Annotated in this window: 15 protein-coding genes; 10 read left to right on the top strand and 5 right to left on the bottom strand. The window is 39.4% G+C overall.

The window, feature by feature from the left end:
• Positions 1-92 precede the first annotated feature (92 nt).
• Positions 93-3,479, bottom strand: coding sequence for a DUF748 domain-containing protein (locus tag EGC86_RS13530; protein ID WP_123777889.1), 3,387 nt, complete (start codon positions 3,477-3,479; stop codon positions 93-95).
• 312 nt (positions 3,480-3,791) lie between these two features.
• On the opposite strand from EGC86_RS13530, the gene EGC86_RS13525 reads away from it, so the two are divergent.
• From EGC86_RS13525 to EGC86_RS13510, 4 genes are all read left to right on the top strand, one after another.
• Positions 3,792-4,187: a GNAT family N-acetyltransferase gene (locus tag EGC86_RS13525; RefSeq protein ID WP_011637065.1), complete on the top strand. Its 396-nt coding sequence runs from the start codon at positions 3,792-3,794 to the stop codon at positions 4,185-4,187.
• Between the two features lie 146 nt (positions 4,188-4,333).
• On the top strand, positions 4,334-5,035 hold the full coding sequence (locus tag EGC86_RS13520) for a DUF445 domain-containing protein (RefSeq protein ID WP_123777888.1): 702 nt from the start codon (positions 4,334-4,336) through the stop codon (positions 5,033-5,035).
• An 83-nt stretch (positions 5,036-5,118) separates the two neighbouring features.
• The gene (locus tag EGC86_RS13515) at positions 5,119-5,469 is read left to right on the top strand and encodes a VOC family protein (RefSeq protein WP_011637067.1); all 351 of its coding nucleotides are present in this window, start codon (positions 5,119-5,121) and stop codon (positions 5,467-5,469) included.
• A complete protein-coding gene (locus EGC86_RS13510) occupies positions 5,450-5,647 on the top strand; it encodes a DUF1289 domain-containing protein (RefSeq protein ID WP_011637068.1) in 198 nt (65 codons plus the stop codon). The genes EGC86_RS13515 and EGC86_RS13510 overlap by 20 nt, the downstream gene beginning before the upstream one ends.
• A gap of 46 nt (positions 5,648-5,693) precedes the next feature.
• Here the strand turns inward: EGC86_RS13510 and EGC86_RS13505 are convergent, their stop codons facing one another.
• Positions 5,694-6,209 carry a GNAT family N-acetyltransferase gene (locus EGC86_RS13505; protein WP_011637069.1) on the bottom strand — a complete coding sequence of 172 codons (516 nt, stop codon included), beginning with the start codon at positions 6,207-6,209 and terminating at the stop codon, positions 5,694-5,696.
• A gap of 192 nt (positions 6,210-6,401) precedes the next feature.
• Between EGC86_RS13505 and EGC86_RS13500 the strand changes: the two genes are divergently transcribed.
• The gene (locus tag EGC86_RS13500; protein ID WP_123777887.1) at positions 6,402-7,154 is read left to right on the top strand and encodes a TerC family protein; all 753 of its coding nucleotides are present in this window, start codon (positions 6,402-6,404) and stop codon (positions 7,152-7,154) included.
• A gap of 126 nt (positions 7,155-7,280) precedes the next feature.
• Here EGC86_RS13500 and asnB read toward each other — a convergent pair whose 3' ends face one another.
• Entirely contained in the window at positions 7,281-8,945 is a 1,665-nt protein-coding gene (asnB, locus tag EGC86_RS13495) for an asparagine synthase B (RefSeq protein ID WP_123777886.1), read from the bottom strand.
• A gap of 536 nt (positions 8,946-9,481) precedes the next feature.
• Here asnB and EGC86_RS13490 point away from each other — a divergent pair.
• Entirely contained in the window at positions 9,482-9,883 is a 402-nt protein-coding gene (locus tag EGC86_RS13490) for an ACT domain-containing protein (protein ID WP_123777885.1), read from the top strand.
• Between the two features lie 158 nt (positions 9,884-10,041).
• Here the strand turns inward: EGC86_RS13490 and EGC86_RS13485 are convergent, their stop codons facing one another.
• Positions 10,042-11,700 (bottom strand): M28 family metallopeptidase, encoded by a 1,659-nt coding sequence (locus EGC86_RS13485; RefSeq protein ID WP_123777884.1) that lies wholly within the window; start codon positions 11,698-11,700, stop codon positions 10,042-10,044.
• Between the two features lie 158 nt (positions 11,701-11,858).
• Positions 11,859-12,605 (bottom strand): HAD-IIA family hydrolase, encoded by a 747-nt coding sequence (locus EGC86_RS13480; RefSeq protein ID WP_011637074.1) that lies wholly within the window; start codon positions 12,603-12,605, stop codon positions 11,859-11,861.
• Between the two features lie 638 nt (positions 12,606-13,243).
• Between EGC86_RS13480 and EGC86_RS13475 the strand changes: the two genes are divergently transcribed.
• The 4 genes from EGC86_RS13475 to EGC86_RS13460 all read left to right on the top strand — a co-directional run bounded on the left by EGC86_RS13475 (position 13,244) and on the right by EGC86_RS13460 (position 18,806).
• Complete coding sequence (locus EGC86_RS13475; RefSeq protein WP_123777883.1) at positions 13,244-14,920, top strand: AMP-binding protein; 1,677 nt, start codon at positions 13,244-13,246, stop codon at positions 14,918-14,920.
• 1,060 nt (positions 14,921-15,980) lie between these two features.
• Positions 15,981-16,919: a 5'-nucleotidase gene (locus EGC86_RS13470; RefSeq protein WP_123777882.1), complete on the top strand. Its 939-nt coding sequence runs from the start codon at positions 15,981-15,983 to the stop codon at positions 16,917-16,919.
• Positions 16,920-17,041: 122 nt separating this feature from the next.
• A complete protein-coding gene (locus tag EGC86_RS13465) occupies positions 17,042-18,070 on the top strand; it encodes an SH3 domain-containing protein (protein ID WP_123777881.1) in 1,029 nt (342 codons plus the stop codon).
• 118 nt (positions 18,071-18,188) lie between these two features.
• Complete coding sequence (locus EGC86_RS13460; RefSeq protein WP_123777880.1) at positions 18,189-18,806, top strand: hypothetical protein; 618 nt, start codon at positions 18,189-18,191, stop codon at positions 18,804-18,806.
• Positions 18,807-18,967: the final 161 nt, after the last annotated feature.

The raw sequence follows: 18,967 nt of genomic DNA, 5'->3' as shown, positions 1-18,967 counted from the left end.
GATACGTCATGATTGCAAACGCTTGTTATTACTCGTTTGCAATGTATGCGCAGTCTACCCGATGTCGATAGCGGTTAACAGCCACAGACAGGTTATTTTACTTGTAACTCCAGCAATGCTTCAGCGGCATCTTCTGCGGTGTTGATACGGCTTTCAAGCACAAATATTTTTCCTGGGTCAATCTCTGTTTGAGCAATGAGATAGGCTTTAACCGCCTTAGCACGCTTTTGAGCTAAAAGGCCAAATTCATCTGCAGTAAACTGTTGGTGATTTTTAAGCATATTGTACAAGCCAATGTGCCAGCGCGTAATGAGCTCTGCTTCAGTCAGTTTTGGTTTTTTCTGCTGTAACTTTTGTTTTATGTCTAATGGGTCCTGCGATAACTCTTGCTCAACCAATTGATACAATGCATCTGCTAACGGCCCCGTAGCAGGGTATTTACTGGCAGATATACTCTTTGGGAAATCTTTGAACTTTATCCCTGCAGTGTTAGCCAGTTGTTTATGCAGTTTGGTTTCAGCTAATGCTTGTTTATCGTTAATTAAGTCAACACTGCCTTTAATATTCAGATTAAGCAGCGGCCTGTCTATTAACGCTTTAGCCAGTTTGTCTAAAGTACTTTTTTGTTTAAGTGAGATGTTGCTACGTCCATACTCAAAACTGATTTTATCTATTTGTTCATCACTGTCCACAAGGCCAGCTAAGAATGAAAATGGTGAGGTAACCGCTTTGGTTATGATATTGCCTAATGCATTAATGATGATGCTACCAAAACTAAAGCTAGGAGAATCAATGTCTCCAGACACATCAACGCCTAAATCAATTACGCCATGTCGGTCTTGCAATAATGCTATCGCTAATGTCACAGGTAGGCTGGTTGCTAAACTACTGTTACTGCGTTTACCTAGCTCGAGTTGATCAATCACTACATGATTACTGCCAACTAATTCATTGTTTTTGAGCTGGTAGGTTAGGTCCAATGACAGTTGGCCTTTATCAATATAATAACCAGCATAGGTGCCAGAATAAGGGTTAACCGAGGTGAGCTCTACTTTGTCAAAGTTCAAGTTAAGGTCAAGGTAAGGTTGTGCTAATAACGGGTTAACATCGCCTTTTAATGTCACCGGAGCGTATTTGTCTATTTTGCCGGCTAAATCCACTGATGCGGTGGTTTCTGGGTTTGATGATAAGTTGGTGATTTGACCATTAAGCATTTCAATGCCCGAAGCAAAATTGGGCGTTAACGAATTGTCAGCAAAGAAGGCCGAGCTGTCTGTAAAGCCAATCTTATTAATGTTGAGCTTCATTTGCGGTGCATCGACGGGTTGCTCATTACCTGCCGATAAGGTCGCTTGGTCAGCTTTACTTGGACTAACAGCAGCTTTAACTGTCTCAACACTAGCAGTGGTTTGCTTTATGTCTGCAGGAGTGTTGATTAACTCGCTAATATTGGTGCTGCGGTCGGGTGAGATAATCAGGCGACTAAAAAGCTTATCAACGTTTATTTCATCAATATCAATGTTAGCTTGTTGGCGATCAAACGATAACTGGTTGATGTCCATAGTTTGCCATGTCAGCAAAGGTTGTTTTAACACGTTATCGTTAATGTGTAATTGGCTGATGTTTGCGCTGCCAGAGTAGGTTAGCGTGTCTTTAGCGTCTGCATGCAAAATGCCCTTAGTGGAAAACATGCCATCTTCAATAGTGATATTGATGTAAGGAGCAATATAAGGTTGTAAGCGTGACAACAACATATTACTAAAGTCGATTTCAGCATTCACCGTTTGCGCTAATGCATCTACTTGTCCTGTTGATGTTAATAAGCTTTGTTGATTGATTCCAGCCGAAAATTGATAATCAATCGGGCTGGATAGATCTGATTTTATTACCCCTGTAGTGATGTCAATTGGGCCGATTTGCCAAAGAATAATCTTATCACTGGCAATGCCTTCACCCAGTTTAACTTGATACTGCGCGATACTGATTTTGTCTAGTGTGATTAACCAAGGAGAGTCAGCCTCGATGGAGTCTGCCGCTATTGCTGTATGTTGTTGAGTAATTTGTGAGCCTGACTCAGCCGTCGCTTCTTTTGGATCATCTTGTGTCGCTGATGGTGGTGATTGCTGCGCTAATAGTGGCTCTGCATCTGTATCTGTTTTTTCAGTTGCATCGCTAGCTGCTTTTGTTTTGAGCTCAGTGGTGACTTTTTTCACTGTCTCGATGGCTTTATCAGTAATGGTATCAGCCACATCTGTGCTGTCAGCTTTTGGATCATCTGAGTTAGCAGTCTCTGAATCTGTCGTGTCTATAATAGCAGATTCGGTAGTCGTTGAGGCTGTAGAAGATAAATCTGAGGTATCTACGGTAGTTGTTAACTCAGTGTCTTTAGGCAGCAATAAAGCAACCAAATCAGCACCAGTAGGAGTGATATTGAGTTTGATATTACCTTTTTCGGTATGGAACTCACCAATGCTAACGCGCTTTTTGTGGCTATCTAGGTTGATGTTGTTTAACGCTAGTACATCAATGGCGATTTTTTCATCTTGCTGATGTAGCGCTTTAAAATGATTAATCACTATTTGTGCTTTGGTGAAATTGATATGGCTTATTGGTGCTAAGTTTTTGTCTTGTAAAGTCACTGCATACTGTCCGTTTAGGCTCAGCGTGCCTTCAGCTAAGTTAATCGCAAACAGTTGATCAACAAAAGACCAGTAACGCGATAAATCAATCCCAGTCACCTTAACATCGCCTTTTATTGCCAGTGGCGCTAACTGGAATTGTCCTTGCAGTGCGACCGAGCCTTTGAATTGATCTTCTATGCGTAAGTTATAACGATTTACTTGGTCTTGCTTGTCGTTTAATGCGCTACTCAAGCTATTGAATTGTGCCAATGACACATTGATATTGGGATAATTAATGTGGGTATCTGTGACGTTGTCGTCTAGGGTAAACACGCCTTGTTGGATTTGAATGTTAGCAATGTTTATCGCCGGTATAATAGTCGGTTCAGTACTGGTTTGCGCTGGCTGAGTATTTTGGCTTAGGCGGGTAATAATGTCACTGAAGTTAAATACAAAGTGTTGATTTGCTGTTTCAGAACGCGCCACTCTAAAGGTGGGTTGTTGTAGGCGGATATCTTCAATCACTACCGCCCAAGATGTGATCGATTGCCATAATTGAATGTTGCCATAGGCCGTGGCGAATGATGCAAAGGTTTTCGGGCTATCAAGCTCATTGATCGCAAAACCCGATACCGTTAGTTCTAACGTAAATGGGTTGATACTAATGTCTTGTAGGGTAACGTTTCTGCCTAATTGCTCGGTTAATATCGTTGGTGCTTGTTGTTTGGCAATATATGGAATTAATCCGCCAAGAACAGCACAACCCAATAGATAAACAGTAAATCCATAAAGGGCTAACTTTAGAATACGAGAGCGCGGTTTAACCGCTGAGCGCAATTGCGCGAAAAACGAGGTCATATGAGGTAATCTTGATACAAAACAGTGGCAACAGCTGGCTATTTTACCAAAGAAACAATCGTAACGGATGATTATTTTGTTTGTGAAATAGATTAATTTACATTTATGTTTATTGATGTTAGCTTTATGTTTAAGCTTATGTAATTAATAGATTTTCTATTTATCTTATTTACATCGGTTAATTTTGTTTTATGCGTTAAATACTTATAGTGACATATTGTTTTTAACCTGGTGGCTCGATGCCATCACTCAATAGGCATAATACTTGCGATATTCATACGCGGTATTTAATTCTATTTTCAAGGATGAGAAATGCAAATACGTCTAGCTTCGAGCGTCGATTTAGAACCATTGAGCCTGCTATTTGATCTATATCGGCAGCAATTACAACAACCCTCAGACTTTCCCGCGTGTCATCATTTTTTGAAGCACCGCTTGGCCGAAAATGATTCGATGATTTTTGTCTCCATCAGAGACGATGAAATGGTGGGTTTTATTCAATTGTACCCGTCGTTTTCTTCATTGCGCCTTGCTCCCGTGTGGTATTTGGAAGATGTGTTTGTAAAACCTCAATATCAGCAGCAGGATGTTGTTAGCCAAATGTACCAAAAGGCCCAATTGTTGGCACAAAGTACTGGGGTATTATTGATTAACCACCATGATTCTCAAGTACCTATCGAACCTGAATCCTTAAGTTGTACGGCGTAAATTGATCAGTATTATTTGTTTACCATTAACGATGGTAGTCAAGCCTGCGCTGAGATGAACGATGAATTATGTAGACCTCAGTTATTTCTGATAAAATAGCTGAGGTTTTTTATTATTTTTTCATCATAGATGTTAAGGAAAAGAGATTGAATAAGAGCGTATTAACCAACCTTATCGCGGCTATCTTCATGCTGGTTGGGTATGTGTTACAACAACAAATCGTCATGACAATAGGGTTATTTGCGTTGTCGGGTGCATTAACCAACTGGTTAGCAATCCATATGTTGTTTGAAAAAATCCCCGGTTTATATGGTTCCGGTGTGGTTCCATCACGATTTGAAGAGTTTAAAGCGGGCATTAAACATTTAATGATGCAGCAATTTTTTACTCAAGAGAATATCGATCGCTTTTTGACAACCAGCAGCGCCAGCAGTATTGATTTAACCCCTGTGATTGAAAAGATTGATTTAGCGCCATCATTTGATGCATTAGTGTCGACTATCGAAAAGTCATCGTTTGGTGGCATGTTAGCGATGTTTGGTGGTACTGAGGCGTTGATCCCACTGAAAGAGCCGTTTATTGAAAAAATGAAACTGTCGTTAGTTGAACTGGCTCAAAGTGAAGAGTTCAATGCTATTTTAGTCAATGAGCTTGAAAAGCCGGATGTCATCGCAGACATGCAAGCTAAAGTGGCCAATATTGTGGAACAGCGTTTAAATGAACTTACGCCAGAATTAGTGAAACAAATCATTCAAGACATGATTAAAACCCATTTGGGTTGGTTAGTTGTGTGGGGTGGTGTGTTCGGCGGTATTATTGGTGCCGTAGCGGCATTGCTGCAGCAATAACGTTAATCTACAATCTTATTATTTTTGTGGCACTGTCAGCCATATAATATTGTCAGCCAAATAACAGAGTAACAGAGGTGAGTATGAGTCAACATCATAGTATTAATTATTTAGAAATACCCGTGAAAGACCTCATCGCAACCAAAGCCTTTTTTACTCAGGTTTTCGGTTGGCAGTTTCAAGACTATGGTCCTCAATACAGTTGTTTTTTGCAGGTCGGAATTGATGGTGGTTTTTATCAAGCAGACTCTCAATTCACCTTAGCAAATGGCAGCCCGTTAATTGTGCTTTACAGCCAAGATTTGGCCGCCACAGAAGCTAAAATCATTCAGGCTGGTGGACTCATCACCAAAGCCGTATTCAGTTTTCCTGGCGGTAGGCGTTTCCATTTTAGCGACGTCAATGGTAACGAATATGCCGTCTGGTCAGAATAACGACAATCAAATTGCCTCACCTTGTGTGAGGCAATGTTGTTTAGACCAGCGTGATATCTGCTTAGGTTGTCATCGTTCGCTCGATGAGATTTTGGCTTGGCATACTATGGACCAACAACAAAAAAGTGCGTTGCTGGAAACATTACAACAACGCGCTATTGCACGTAAAAAACGCTAGTAGGGCGCTAATCTATAATTGTTGATCACTACAATATCGTATTGAGCTACACCGCTGTTGGGTTAGTTCTGGGTTCGGTATCTGTTCTAAATAAGCTAAACCCGCGAGCTTGATAGTTTTGTAATGCGCTTGGGTGATCTAACGAGCAAGTATGCACCCAAACTCGGCGAGTGTTAGGCAGCGACCATGCTTGTTCAATCGCTTGAGTCAGTAAATAGCCGCCAAAGCCTTTACCGATAAAGCGTTCGCCTAAACCAAAATACATAATCTCGACAGTTGCATCATCTTGCTGCTGTAATTCAAAATAACCCGCTGGTGCACCGTCTTTATAGGCCACAAACAAATGCAAGTTATCCGCTTCGCTGTATTCCTGCCATTGGCTATCGGACAACGCTAATTTGTCTGTCCACTCCCAGGCAGCACCCACAAATTGATATAAAAAACGATTGAATTGATATTGTTTTATTTTCACTTCAACCACGGTTAAGCCGTTGGCATCGTGCTTAGGTTTTAATTGACTGCGGTCGGTCATCTCAAGATTAAAAATGCTGATGTCTGTCATGGTATCTCAATATAAATAAAGTTTATTTCTTAAAACTAACTTTTAAAATCATTCATAGCAAATTTAAAATAAATGCTTAGAAAAAATATATTTTCACAAAACAAATGTTGTCTATTGTGGTTGATTTTTGGCTAATGTAGATTCTCTGCGAGAGTAACCTATGGCAATGTAATTCAATTATAGAGGTAGTATATGTTCGAATGGATAGCAGATCCGCAAGCATGGGTGGCACTTTTAACCCTGATAGCACTCGAGATTGTACTCGGTATTGATAATATTATTTTTATCTCGATTGTGGTTGGAAAGTTACCTGTTCATCAAAGAGATAAAGCAAGACTCATTGGGATAGGTTTAGCGATGGTAGCTAGATTAGGTCTACTATTAAGTTTATTTTGGGTCATGGGGCTCGTAGAGCCTATTTTTACCTTGCTAGATAATGCTATTTCAGGCCGTGATTTGATTTTAATTTTTGGCGGTTTATTTTTATTAGCCAAATCAACTCATGAAATTCATACGAGCTTTGATATTCCGACCGAATCAACTCATGGTGTTGCACAAGTTGGCTTTTACTCAGTGTTAATTCAGATCGCGATTCTCGATATTGTATTTTCATTAGATTCAGTCATTACTGCTGTTGGCTTGGTTGATAATATATCGATAATGATTATTGCTATCGTTTTATCTGTCATTGTGATGTTGTTCGCCGCCAAACCAATCAGTATATTTGTTGAAGAAAATCCGACGATTAAAATGCTCGCCTTGTCATTTTTATTGTTAATTGGATTCACTTTAGTTGCTGAGGGGCTCGATTTCCATGTACCAAAAGGGTACATCTATTTTGCAATGGCATTCTCGTTAACGGTGGAACTTATCAACATAAAAATCAAGAAGAGAAAAGAAACTGGCACTATTCATCTCAATAAAAAAATGTCAGAAAATGACTAGTTATATATGAACTTTTTTAAGGCGTAATTTTTTAAAATAAAAAGCACACCATTAATTGGTGTGCTTTTCTGTTAATGCCATCAGTTCTTGAAATGCGTTTACATTTTAAGAACAGAACACGTAAATCTAATATGCGCTAGCGTGAACATTTTTAACTGCGCGGCCCGATGGGTCGTTAAGTCCTTGTAAACTTGCATCCCACAATAGTGCTTCAGGGGTTGAACAGGCAACTGTTTTTCCACCTGGCACTGTTTCAGCTGCACTGGCTAATGGGAAAAACTCTTCAAAGAAGCTGCGGTAAAAATAGGCTTCTTTCGACTCTGGTGTGTTGTATGGGAAACGGAATTTTGCGTTAGCAAATTGCACGTCATCTACGTTTTCTGCTGCATGGGCTTTTAAGCCATCAATCCACGAGTAACCTACGCCGTCACTGAACTGTTCTTTTTGGCGCCATACCACTTCTTTTGGTAATTTGTGCTCAAATGCTTGACGTAAAATGTGCTTCTCGATGCGACCATCTTTAGACATCTTCGCTTCAGGGTTGATGCGCATTGCTACGTCAATAAACTCTTTATCTAAGAAAGGCACACGTGCTTCAAGTCCCCATGCTGCCATGGCTTTGTTGGCACGCAAGCAATCAAATAAATGCAGCTTATCAAGCTTACGCACTAATTCTTCATGGAACGCTTGGGCGTTAGGCGCTTTATGGAAATACAGGTAACCACCAAATAGTTCGTCAGCACCTTCGCCAGACAACACCATTTTAATGCCCATGGCTTTAATTTTACGTGCCATTAAATACATTGGCGTAGCGGCACGAATAGTGGTTACGTCGTAAGTTTCTAAGTGATAAATCACTTCTTTAATCGCATCTAAGCCTTCTTGGAAGGTATACACAATAGGGTGATGAATTGTACCAATAGCATCTGCCACTTTTTGCGCCGCGACCAAATCAGGAGACTCAGCTAACCCTACTGCAAATGAATGCAGTTGTGGCCACCATGCGCCTGTTTCGCCGTCGTTTTCAATACGGTGTTTTGCATATGTTTGAGTAATGGCAGAAATCACTGATGAATCTAGGCCACCAGACAATAATACTCCGTAAGGAACATCAGACATTAACTGGCGTTTTACCGCTGCTTCTAATGCTTCACGTAATTCTTCAATGCTAGCTGGGTTATCTTTAACGGCGTCAAAATCGCGCCAGTCACGGTGATAATACTGGGTTGGTTTACCGTCGGCAGAATATAAATACTGTCCAGGGTAAAACTCTTCAACCGTTTTACACACGGGCATGAGAGCTTTCATTTCAGAGGCAACATAGAAGTTACCAGACGAATCTAGACCTGTATAAAGTGGGATAATGCCCATGTGGTCGCGACCGATTAAGTAAGTGCCTTTGGCTTTGTCATACAGTACGAATGCGAAGATACCGTTCAGTTTGTCTAAAAAGTCACAACCGTATTCTTGGTACAGTGACAAGATCACTTCGCAGTCTGAGTTAGTTTGATACTGGTATTTGTCACCTAGCTGAGCTTTTAACTGCTTGTGGTTATAAATTTCACCGTTTACGGCTAATACTATGTTGCCATCAAGGCTGATAAGCGGTTGCGCTCCGTGGTCAACGTCAACAATCGATAAACGTTCATGCGCTAAAATGGCTTTGTCATCAGCATATATGCCAGACCAATCTGGGCCGCGGTGACGCAGTAGTTTTGACATTTCTAACGCCACTTGGCGAAGTTTGCTTGCATCAGTTTTGATGTCTAAAATTGAAAATATTGAACACATAATACGGCTCCAGCTGCGTTGGCTAATCTTTATCTGGTTCCTACTTTGCCAGCATTTGCGTTAACTGCCAAGCATGTTTTTTGAGATAACATCATAAATATGGCTATTTTAATGATTTTATCTCTTTTAAATATCTTTTTGTTTGAGTAATGTATTGTGAAACAATTGCTTCGCTGAAGTATCTTCATTTTTATCTCGATTATGGCTATTTTTTTTAAGATTTCATAATCAAATACCACTAAAAGCCATAATTGCACTAATGCTGTGCGCTTGATGTTTATTTGAACAAAATTGGGGCTTAATGGTCATTTTACGACGTTAACATCGCCATAATAGCGCCAGTGTCACATGTTGATGCGCGATAATGGGGCTTTTATTCACTCGGTGATAGCCAACCAATCAATGCCAAACTTGTTAAGTGTTTTAATTCTCGATAGGGTTATCTTGGTCACTCCTGTCAGTGACTTATATTGGTCACTTAGAAGATCGTGATTAATAAAATCACTTTATAACGAAAACATATTTAAGGAAAAGGTATGGTAGGTGAAACAAATTTAACGGCACTACTCGCATCGATGTCACCGGTATTGTTAGATGACGAATACGTTTTTTGCTCAGTGCCGGGCGGCCATTATGGCGATTATCACAGCTTATCGCCACTTGCGACCTTTCGCGAATCTGAAGGGTTGACGTTAGTATTAACCAAAACGGCAGCTATAAAGGGCGGCTTGTCTTTTGAATCAGTATTTAAAGGCATTACCTTAACGGTGCATTCTAGTCTTGATGCCGTTGGTTTAACGGCCGCCGTAGCCAATAAGCTCACCGAAAAAGGCATAAGCGCCAATGTTATTGCCGCTTATTATCATGACCATATTTTTGTGCAAACAGAAAAGGCGGCTTTAGCCATCGAAGCGCTAAATGAATTTAGTAAAGTGTAAGTCACGTTTATCTACAGGCTTAGCTTAGAGGCTAATGACACAAAGCTTGATGACACAGATGCTAATAGCCAGTACTAGCCAAATACCAATAAAAAAAGCCCATCAAATACATGATGGGCCAATCCTTGCTTGGGGGGAAGGAATAGGGTGGTGCGGTACTAATCTGCAGGACGTAATTGATTAAATTCAGAACCGGCAAAGTATCCTGGCCAATCTTGATTATTACCTAACTCAGCAGCGGCTTGGTAGTACACGCCTAAATCTTGTAATGAACCGGATAAATCCCATTCAGGACGATAATGATCGCAAACGTTATGGTAACAGCCCTTCATTTTGACCAACATTGCCGTTTTGTATTGTGCGGTAGCTTCATCAAGTGGTTCGTTACCACCACCGGCAAATACTGCTGGCACGCCTAATTTAGCAAAGCTGAAGTGGTCTGAACGAAAAAAACCGCCCGATGCAGGGTTTAGCTCGCCTTGGCTGGTGCGATTTTGTTTAGCGACAGCGCGGTCTAAATAGTTTTCTAATTCAGACTGGCCTTTACCGACAATCGTGTAATCTTTGGTTTTGCCATAAATATTGGTGCTGTCGAGGTTAAATACTGCTACGGTTTTATCAATTGGATAAATTGGGTTAGCGGCATAATAACGTGAACCTAATAAGCCTTGTTCTTCACCAGTAGTAGCAATAAAGGTTAATGAACGGGTTAAGCCATGCCCTTGTTTAGCTTGCTGGGCAAACTGACGGGCAATTTCTAAAATACCGGCGGTACCAGTGGCATTATCTAACGCGCCATTATAAATTTGGTCGCCGTCTTTGGTTTCATCTGTGCCGATATGATCCCAATGGGCAGTAAATAAAATCTGCTCATCAGCTTGTTTGCTGCCAGCTAATGTTGCAACCACATTATAACTGTCGGCATATTCGGCTTTATTGGCAAATTCAATTCTGGCTGTTTGGGCTAAATCGACATTGAGTGAATTGGTTGCGGCGCGATCCATTAATGACGTTAATGACAGGCCCGCTTTATCGAATAAGGCTGTAGCACTGTCTAAGGTTAACCAACCTTCAACTTGGACCCGCTGATCTTGTTCTGCTTTGCTTTGAACTAAATCTTGTTGAGTACCAGTCCAGCTGTTTTCAACTACCGACCAAGGGTAAGAGGCAGGTTCTGTATCATGAATGATAATTGCGCCTAACGCGCCTTGGCGACTGGCTTCTTCAAACTTATAGCTCCAACGACCATAGTAAGTCATCGCCTTACCATTGAACTTGGCACCTTCTGGATGTGCAAAGCCTGGATCGTTGACCAAAATGATGGCAATTTTGCCTTTCATGTTGAGGTCTTGGTAATCATTCCAGCCATATTCAGGCGCATTAATACCGTAACCAACAAACACTAATGGCGCATCTTTAATACTCACTTGATTGCTATCGTGACGACTGCCTAACACGATATCTTGGCGATACTGTAAATCCATCCCAGCTAAAGTAACTTGTTGTTGCTCGCTTGCGGTGTAGCTCACCATTGGAACCGGTTGCAAAAAACTTCCTTTATAAGCGCCTTTAAGCCCCATTTTGGTGAAGGCGGCAGACAAATATTCTAGGGTAAGCTTTTCGCCTTGGGTTGTCGGCGCGCGACCTTCAAATTTATCTGACGATAATGTTTCGATATCAGTTCTAAAGCGTTGTTCATCAAAGGTTACCGCAGTCACTTTAGCCGGAATAATATCGTCGGTTGCAGTATATTTAGCATCATCGCCGTTACATGCTGACAGTAAGGCAATGGCGCAAAAAGGAAACAATCGTTTCATGCTATATCCTGTTATTGTTATTAGTTTTTATTTCAGACAAGCATAATGAAGCAAGCCAGTGCTTGAAAACAAGTTCACTGGCTTGGAATTGTGTTACCTAATGTAAATTGTGTCTTGGATGCTCAGCTTATTAACTGGCGGACATTAACTGGTGCAAATTAAACGACGTCGATATCACCAGCGCAGGCAAACACGTGATTTGGTCTGAAAGGTTCTTTGTCTATATCACTCATTTGGCTCACACCAGTCGTCACCAGAATCGTTTCCAGGCCCGCTTGGAAGCCAGCCAGAATATCGGTGCGCATGTTATCGCCGATAATAACGGTGTTTTCAGAATGACCCTGAATATGATTCAACGCCGAGCGAATAATCCACGAGCTAGGCTTACCCACATAAAATGGCATCTTACCTGTAATACGCTCAATGGCTGCACATAATGCGCCACATGCTGGGCTAAATGCCGGGCCGTGGGTGTCTGGGTTGGTTGCAATAAAGCGTGCGCCGCCAGCAACAAAACGAGATGCTTTATGGATCATGTCCCAGTTGTAAGAGCGGGTTTCACCCACAATGACAAAGTCTGGGTTAATATCAGTTATGGTAAAACCTGCGTTGTAAAGCTCGTGAGTCAGTGCACCTTCGCCAATCACATAGGCTTTATTCCCTGTTTGGTGTTTCAGAAAGTCTGCTGTAGCCATGGCTGAGGTATAAAAGCAGGTTTCTGGTACATTAATACCTGCAGCGCCGAGTCGATTTTGTAAGTCTTTACCAGTTTGAACGGGATAATTAGTGAGGATAACCAGCGGATTGCCTTGTTCAAGTACGCGGTGAATAAACTTGTCGCTTCCTGGGATTAGCTTGTTGTCATGCAGTAGCACACCATCAATATCGCAAATAATATTTTTCATTCAGTCATTTCTTCCTTCAAATACAACCTGCTTACATCTAATGCTAATTCAATTAAGAAAACAACGATTAAATATAAAAAATGCCTGTTGGGTGATTGATTTACTCTTTGTGAGTGAGGGGATATTGGTTGCTTATTACTGTTTGGGGAGTAGGGGATATTGATTATAGCGTTTGTTGTTGTCGATATGGTCTGCGGCCACTAACATCGTGGCGCATCACACACACCAAAACAACAGGAAACCAACGGCTGTCACCTGTTTATTTTTTATAAATGAATAGGCCCAGCCCGCAACATTTTCTTTAATGACTTAAACACAGATACGAAAAATCGCCATGGGGATTTATCCTGCTTTTTAGTTCATTTGTCTGACTGACTAAGCTTTCTTTAATAACAAACCCTGATACACGCATGTGCCACAGTAGAAACTGTCATGATAGTGCAGTAGCTGAATGCTTTTTTCATTGATGAAGAAAGATAGAGTTAGGCGGAAAAGCGATAAAAGTAGGGACGAGTCACACTCCGAGATATTAACTACTGCCACCCCCCTAGAACAGTAGTTAATCCATTGAATTCAAGCTATTATTTTTATACTAATTAGGTGAGTTAATTTACAATAGTGATGTTTAAACAACATTAATGATGGCTATAATGACAAATGATAAACCGTGGCTAACACAATATCCTGAGGATGTGCCCACAAAAATAGATTCAAGTATGTATAACAATATCAATGATTTGTTTAAAGAGTCTTTTAATGCGCATGCTAAAAAAGCAGCATATATTAATATGGGACATAGCTTATCCTATCAAGATCTCGAAAGTAAAAGTAACGCTTTTGCTGCTTATCTGCAATCTGAACTAAAAATGAAAAAAGGCGAACGGATCGCCTTGATGATGCCTAATTTATTGCAATATCCGATCACTATTTTAGGTGCATTAAAAGCAGGACTCATTATTGTCAATGTTAATCCACTTTATACCCCTCGAGAATTAAAACATCAATTACGAGACTCAGGGGCCAGTGCTATTGTTGCCGTAACAAATTTTGGTAATAACCTTCAGCAAATACTGCATGAGACTAACATTAAGCATGTTATGTTAACCAAAATCGGCGATGAGTTAGCGATGCATAAGCGCACATTGGTTAACTTTCTTATCAAACATGTCAAAAAAATAGTGCCTAAATATCATATTCCCGACGCTATTTCATTGCGTAGAGCATTAACCGAAGGCAAGAAACTTCCCTTTATTGATCCCCAAATAACAGTAGATGATTTAGCATATCTCCAATATACAGGTGGAACGACGGGGCCTGCGAAAGGGGCAATGCTGACTCATAGTAATATTATTTCTAATGTTCTACAGGTTCATGCTCATTTTAGCCCAAGAACCTTATATGATAAGGAATATGCCGTAACCCCACTTCCGCTTTATCATATTTTTGCCAACTCAGTGAGTATGATGTTTATGCTCTTTCTCGGTGCAACAAATTTACTCATTACCAATCCAAGAGATATAGATGGTTTCGTAACAGATTTAAGTAAATATCCATTCACAATGGTTTTTGGTTTAAATACACTTTTTAATGGTCTAAACAATCATGCTGGTTTTCAAAAATTAGATTTTAGTCACGCTCGTTTTACTATTGCAGGTGGAATGCCGACGCAGAAACATATTGCTGATCGTTGGCAACAGCTCACTGGAATGCCTGTCATAGAAGGATATGGCTTAACTGAATGTTCCCCAGTAGTCGCTGCAGGTACTCATCAACAACAATCATTTATTTCTTCAATTGGTGTCCCTTTACCCAGCACTGAACTCCGTATCGTTAATGATGAAAATGAACCTTTAGGTCCTAACCAAATTGGTGAAATTCAAATTAGAGGGCCCCAAGTGATGAAAGGCTATTGGCAACAAGAAGCCGAAACCAATACTGTAATGCATGCAGGAGGGTGGTTAAGCTCTGGCGATATAGGAATAATGGATGACGATGGAGTTTTTTATATTGAAGACCGTAAAAAAGATATGATTCTAGTGTCGGGATTTAATGTTTATCCAACTGAAATTGAAGAAGTTGCAACCCTTCATCCTCACATCATCGAAGCTGCGGCCATTGGCATCCCTGATGACGCCACAGGAGAAAAAGTTAAATTATTTATTGTACGCAAAGGTAATGTGACCGTTGATGAAATAAAAAAACATTGTAGAAAATATCTTACTGGTTATAAAAACCCAAGGATAATCGAATTTAGAGATGAATTGCCAAAATCAAATGTTGGCAAGATCTTACGTCGAGAATTGCGAGATTCATAGGCGCTATTAATGATGTCCTAAGGATAACTAACATATTTGCTATAGATATGAGGCGCAGCCGAACAAATTCGACGAAACCTTATTCACATGCTGACTTAGGTCCCCGTCAACGGCCATTTCAGCAATTTGGTGCGAGAAAGGCCATGTGAGCATCATGCATTCTTGTATAAAGAGTTCTCAACGGCTTCAAGTTCAGAGTTGAATCACACCTTTTGAAAGTAAAATCTTTAACTTATTTATGCCCCAAAGCTTGTTTAGGCTATGGCCTGCGGCCACACCAGACCAAAAGGAAATCAACGGCTATTCCCTCTTTACTCTTTATAAGAATTAGCCCAGCCGCCCCGCAACATTTTCGCTATTTACAAAACAACAGCGGCGAAAAGGTCGCCATGGGGATTGATCCAGCTTTTAGCTTCGTTTGTAGTCCGCTTCGGCCAACTCTTTATAGTAAAGAATGAAAATGCTAACGCTAACGCTTCCGATGGTACATCCTGTACCGCGAAAGCTAGCCTGACATCCTGTCAGGCTCACGCTATTTTCTTCAACGACCTCAATTTTAATGTTGAATCGGTCCATTTCCAAGTCAAGAAAACTAACTTTTTTTGAGACAAAGTTACTTAGAACCAAAGCTCTATTTAACAATGCTTACCTTCGTTTTCCATACAAAATTTAATTGATATTGCTCTTTTACAGATGTCATTTTTACTGCATAGATTGCATAATTTAATGAACTGGTTTTATATACAGGTATAATGAGATTTGGCTTAATTTAAATCAAACAATTCATTAAGTAAGCCTAAAGTCGTAACGTAGGCTTAATTAGAAAACTATAATTGATTGATAATATTGAAAATAAATTTCATTGCTTGTTTTTTAAATGACATTAACACGCAAGCTCGTTTTGTTTTAGGATGTTGAGAGTGTTTTATCGCTTTACATCAAAGACATAGAGAATGTAGGATGATATAAATCAATAACTTGAACAGCCGACTTTATCGGGCGAGCCGTTCAATAAGCTGTTAGAGTTCTTAGCGATTCATCAACAATTTGGAATGTAGATATGGCCTATGAGTTAGGTAAAAGATTAGTTATTGGCGTTGCTTCAAGTGCTATGTTTGATTTAATCGAGTCGGATACTGTCTTCCGAACAAAAGGTGAGGAAGAATATAGGAAATACCAATCAGAAAATGTTGATAACCCACTTGATAAAGGTGTGTCATTTTCATTTATTAAACGCTTATTGTCTCTTAATAATTTGAGTGATAATCCAGAGACAGATCCACTTGTTGAAGTTGTACTGCTTTCACGTAATGATCCTGATACTGGACTACGAGTTATGAAATCAATTAAACACCATGAACTTCCCATTTCTCGAGCTATTTTTATGCAAGGGAAATCTCCTTATGAATATATTCCAGCATTAAGTATTTCATTGTTTTTATCTGGTAATTCGTCTGATATTAAAGAAGCAATTGGGATGGGATACCCTGCTGGTCATGTTCTAAAGTCAACTATTGTGGATGAAGACGATAATGATTTAAGAATTGCGTTCGATTTTGATGGTGTTTTAGCTGATGATGAGTCCGAAGCGGTTATGCATAATACAAGCCTTAGTGAGTTTCACGAACATGAAACCAAAAATGTATTACAACCACATAATCCTGGGCCATTAAAGGAATTTCTTGTTAAAATATCTGATATTCAAAAGCTTGAGGAACAAAAGAAACGGGATGAGCCAGAGTATAAAAATAGGCTTCGTGTATCAATTGTTACAGCTCGTAATGCACCATCGCATGAACGAGCGCTAAATACCTTAAAGGAATGGGGTGTAATGGCTAATGATGCATTTTTCCTTGGCGGTGTAGATAAAGGTTTGATATTGGGTGTTCTTAAACCTCATATCTTCTTCGATGACCAATCAGGACATTTAGATTCTACAAGCTCAGTAGCTCCTTCGGTTCATATACCTTTTGGAATTAAAAACACTGATGTCAGCTAGGAAACGAACTCTAACAAGAACTTCAAACGGAACAAAAACAGTTGGTTAGGTTCCGCTTCGCTACACATTTTAACCAACTATTTTTGTCCGCTTAAGTGGGCGTTAGATTACTAGGGAAAAGTATGCTTTCAATTCCATTTCAAGATATGCAACCAGAATCCTTCTTTGTTGGTAGAACAAAAGAGCTTGAAAGGCTGGTTGAATATACTTCTAAGAAAAATTCTGTAACTGTTATTACAGGAGTCGGAGGGATTGGTAAAACCTCTTTGTTAAGGATGTTTGAAAGAGAGTATTCTAATTTATTTTCGGGAGGGATTTACCATCTTTCTGCACATATTGGTTGTGCAAGCATACTAAATGAAATTTCTATTTTAAAACAATCATTTGAAACACAAGCTCTGGTGGTGATTGATGATGCGGAATTATTAAAATTATCTGATCTAAATAAAGTAAAAGACTTTCTTTGTGATACTACTGCATCGCTCGTTATAGCTGGAAGAATGGTTGTTCTAGAAGGAATAGAGAATATATTACCCTTATCAGGTCTTAATGCTAAAGAGTTATTACATCTTAGATCTCTGCATTATAAGATGAAAAATGAAATAGCAAGCCCAGATATAGATAAGGTAATAAATTTTATAGAAGGAAACCCTCTATTATTAAAGCTTCTTCTCAATACTCCTAGGAAGGCTCTTGAATATATTCATAAAAAAAGTAATGGCAACGATGAAAATGTTATTTCTAATAACGATAATTTAAAAGTTAATATTCAAAGTGATAAAGATTTGAATGTTGATTATATAAGTTTAATATTTGGATTTATTTTATTTCTTATTTCATATGCTAGTTCTTTAGAAACAGAAGAAAAGTTAACTCTTCAATTATTAGAATTCGAAAAATACATATCACAAGAGCTTGTTCTGGAGAGTAAAGATATTAATAACCCGCATTACTCAACTACATTTCTTAATGTAAGGAAAGAGCCGAATCCAAATGTAAATAATATTTTAATAGTATTATCTCCAAATCAAGTAGTAAACCTTCTTTTGGTCAAAAATCAGTGGGCTCAAGTTGAATTTACAAATTTAAATTCTTCTGAAATATTCTCTGGGTGGGTTCATACAAAATATATAAGTCCAATTGTCAGATAATAACCTAACAAGCACTTTAAACGGAACAAAAACAGTTGGCTATTGTTCGTTCCTCACAAAATTATAGCCAACAATTTTTGTCCGTTTAACTGGGCGTTAGCTCTCAGGGAGCATTACTGTGTCATCGGATGTCGTAAAAGAAATAGCACTTAATGCTTGGTTTGAGCCCAAAGTAATTGTTCCTGCTGTCTGTGTCATATTAGCATCCGTTTTAATACCTATCTTATTGCATTATTTGAAAGGAAAAAGGGAGCGAGAAGATCGAATTTTAGAAATAAGAACTAAAGTTTACTCCGAATACTTCAAAAAATTTGAAGATGCGGCTTCTGGTGTTGGCAACGACTATGAAGAGTTTTCTCAGGTGACGCTAAAAGATCAATTCAAAAAGCTATTGGATTCAGATAACTCAAACGATGCTTTGATTGAGTTTCAGGACGCAGTAAATGAATTCCCAATGAAGATCCAAACAGCACATAGAAAAGCAACTCAAGAAAGCACCACATTAAAGGTTTTAGGATCTCCAAAACTATTTGCGTTAACTAATGAATTTGAAGAAGCTCATCAGGAAATATTAGAGTTATCTGCTGAGTGGCTAACTGAAATGAAGCAGGCATTTACTATGCCTGATTTTGAATCGCCAATTGCTATCCAAATGAAGAGTAAGGGTAAAGAAATTGGATTTCTTCAAAAGGAAATAATTAAGCAAATGAGAGTTGAACTAAAATTAGAACAATAGCTAAATCGAGCTAACACATATGAGCCTTCCGCCAGTCAATAGGCGAGCCTAACTTATTTGACTGCTTTTGCAGTCAAATTTAAATCAATCAACAAATTCATCTACTTCGCCTGTCATTTAGCTGTCAAATCATCGTTTACAGCAAACACATATAGAGGCTC

Source organism: Shewanella frigidimarina (genome assembly GCF_003797125.1).
Taxonomy (GTDB): Bacteria; Pseudomonadota; Gammaproteobacteria; order Enterobacterales; family Shewanellaceae; genus Shewanella; species Shewanella frigidimarina.
The sequence above is the reverse complement of the archived record's forward strand: the minus strand, read 5'-3'. Positions and strand labels throughout refer to the sequence as shown.

Bases quoted from the DNA above. Each gene is read 5' to 3' on its own strand.
- EGC86_RS13530 (WP_123777889.1), bottom strand. From the start codon at position 3,479: ATGACCTCGTTTTTCGCGCAATTGCGCTCAGCGGTTAAACCGCGCTCT.
- asnB (WP_123777886.1), bottom strand. From the start codon at position 8,945: ATGTGTTCAATATTTTCAATTTTAGACATCAAAACTGATGCAAGCAAA.
- EGC86_RS13485 (WP_123777884.1), bottom strand. From the start codon at position 11,700: ATGAAACGATTGTTTCCTTTTTGCGCCATTGCCTTACTGTCAGCATGT.
- EGC86_RS13505 (WP_011637069.1), bottom strand. From the start codon at position 6,209: ATGACAGACATCAGCATTTTTAATCTTGAGATGACCGACCGCAGTCAA.
- EGC86_RS13515 (WP_011637067.1), top strand. From the start codon at position 5,119: ATGAGTCAACATCATAGTATTAATTATTTAGAAATACCCGTGAAAGAC.
- EGC86_RS13465 (WP_123777881.1), top strand. From the start codon at position 17,042: ATGCTTTCAATTCCATTTCAAGATATGCAACCAGAATCCTTCTTTGTT.
- EGC86_RS13475 (WP_123777883.1), top strand. From the start codon at position 13,244: ATGATGGCTATAATGACAAATGATAAACCGTGGCTAACACAATATCCT.
- EGC86_RS13525 (WP_011637065.1), top strand. From the start codon at position 3,792: ATGCAAATACGTCTAGCTTCGAGCGTCGATTTAGAACCATTGAGCCTG.
- EGC86_RS13480 (WP_011637074.1), bottom strand. From the start codon at position 12,605: ATGAAAAATATTATTTGCGATATTGATGGTGTGCTACTGCATGACAAC.
- EGC86_RS13500 (WP_123777887.1), top strand. From the start codon at position 6,402: ATGTTCGAATGGATAGCAGATCCGCAAGCATGGGTGGCACTTTTAACC.
- EGC86_RS13470 (WP_123777882.1), top strand. From the start codon at position 15,981: ATGGCCTATGAGTTAGGTAAAAGATTAGTTATTGGCGTTGCTTCAAGT.
- EGC86_RS13510 (WP_011637068.1), top strand. From the start codon at position 5,450: ATGCCGTCTGGTCAGAATAACGACAATCAAATTGCCTCACCTTGTGTG.
- EGC86_RS13490 (WP_123777885.1), top strand. From the start codon at position 9,482: ATGGTAGGTGAAACAAATTTAACGGCACTACTCGCATCGATGTCACCG.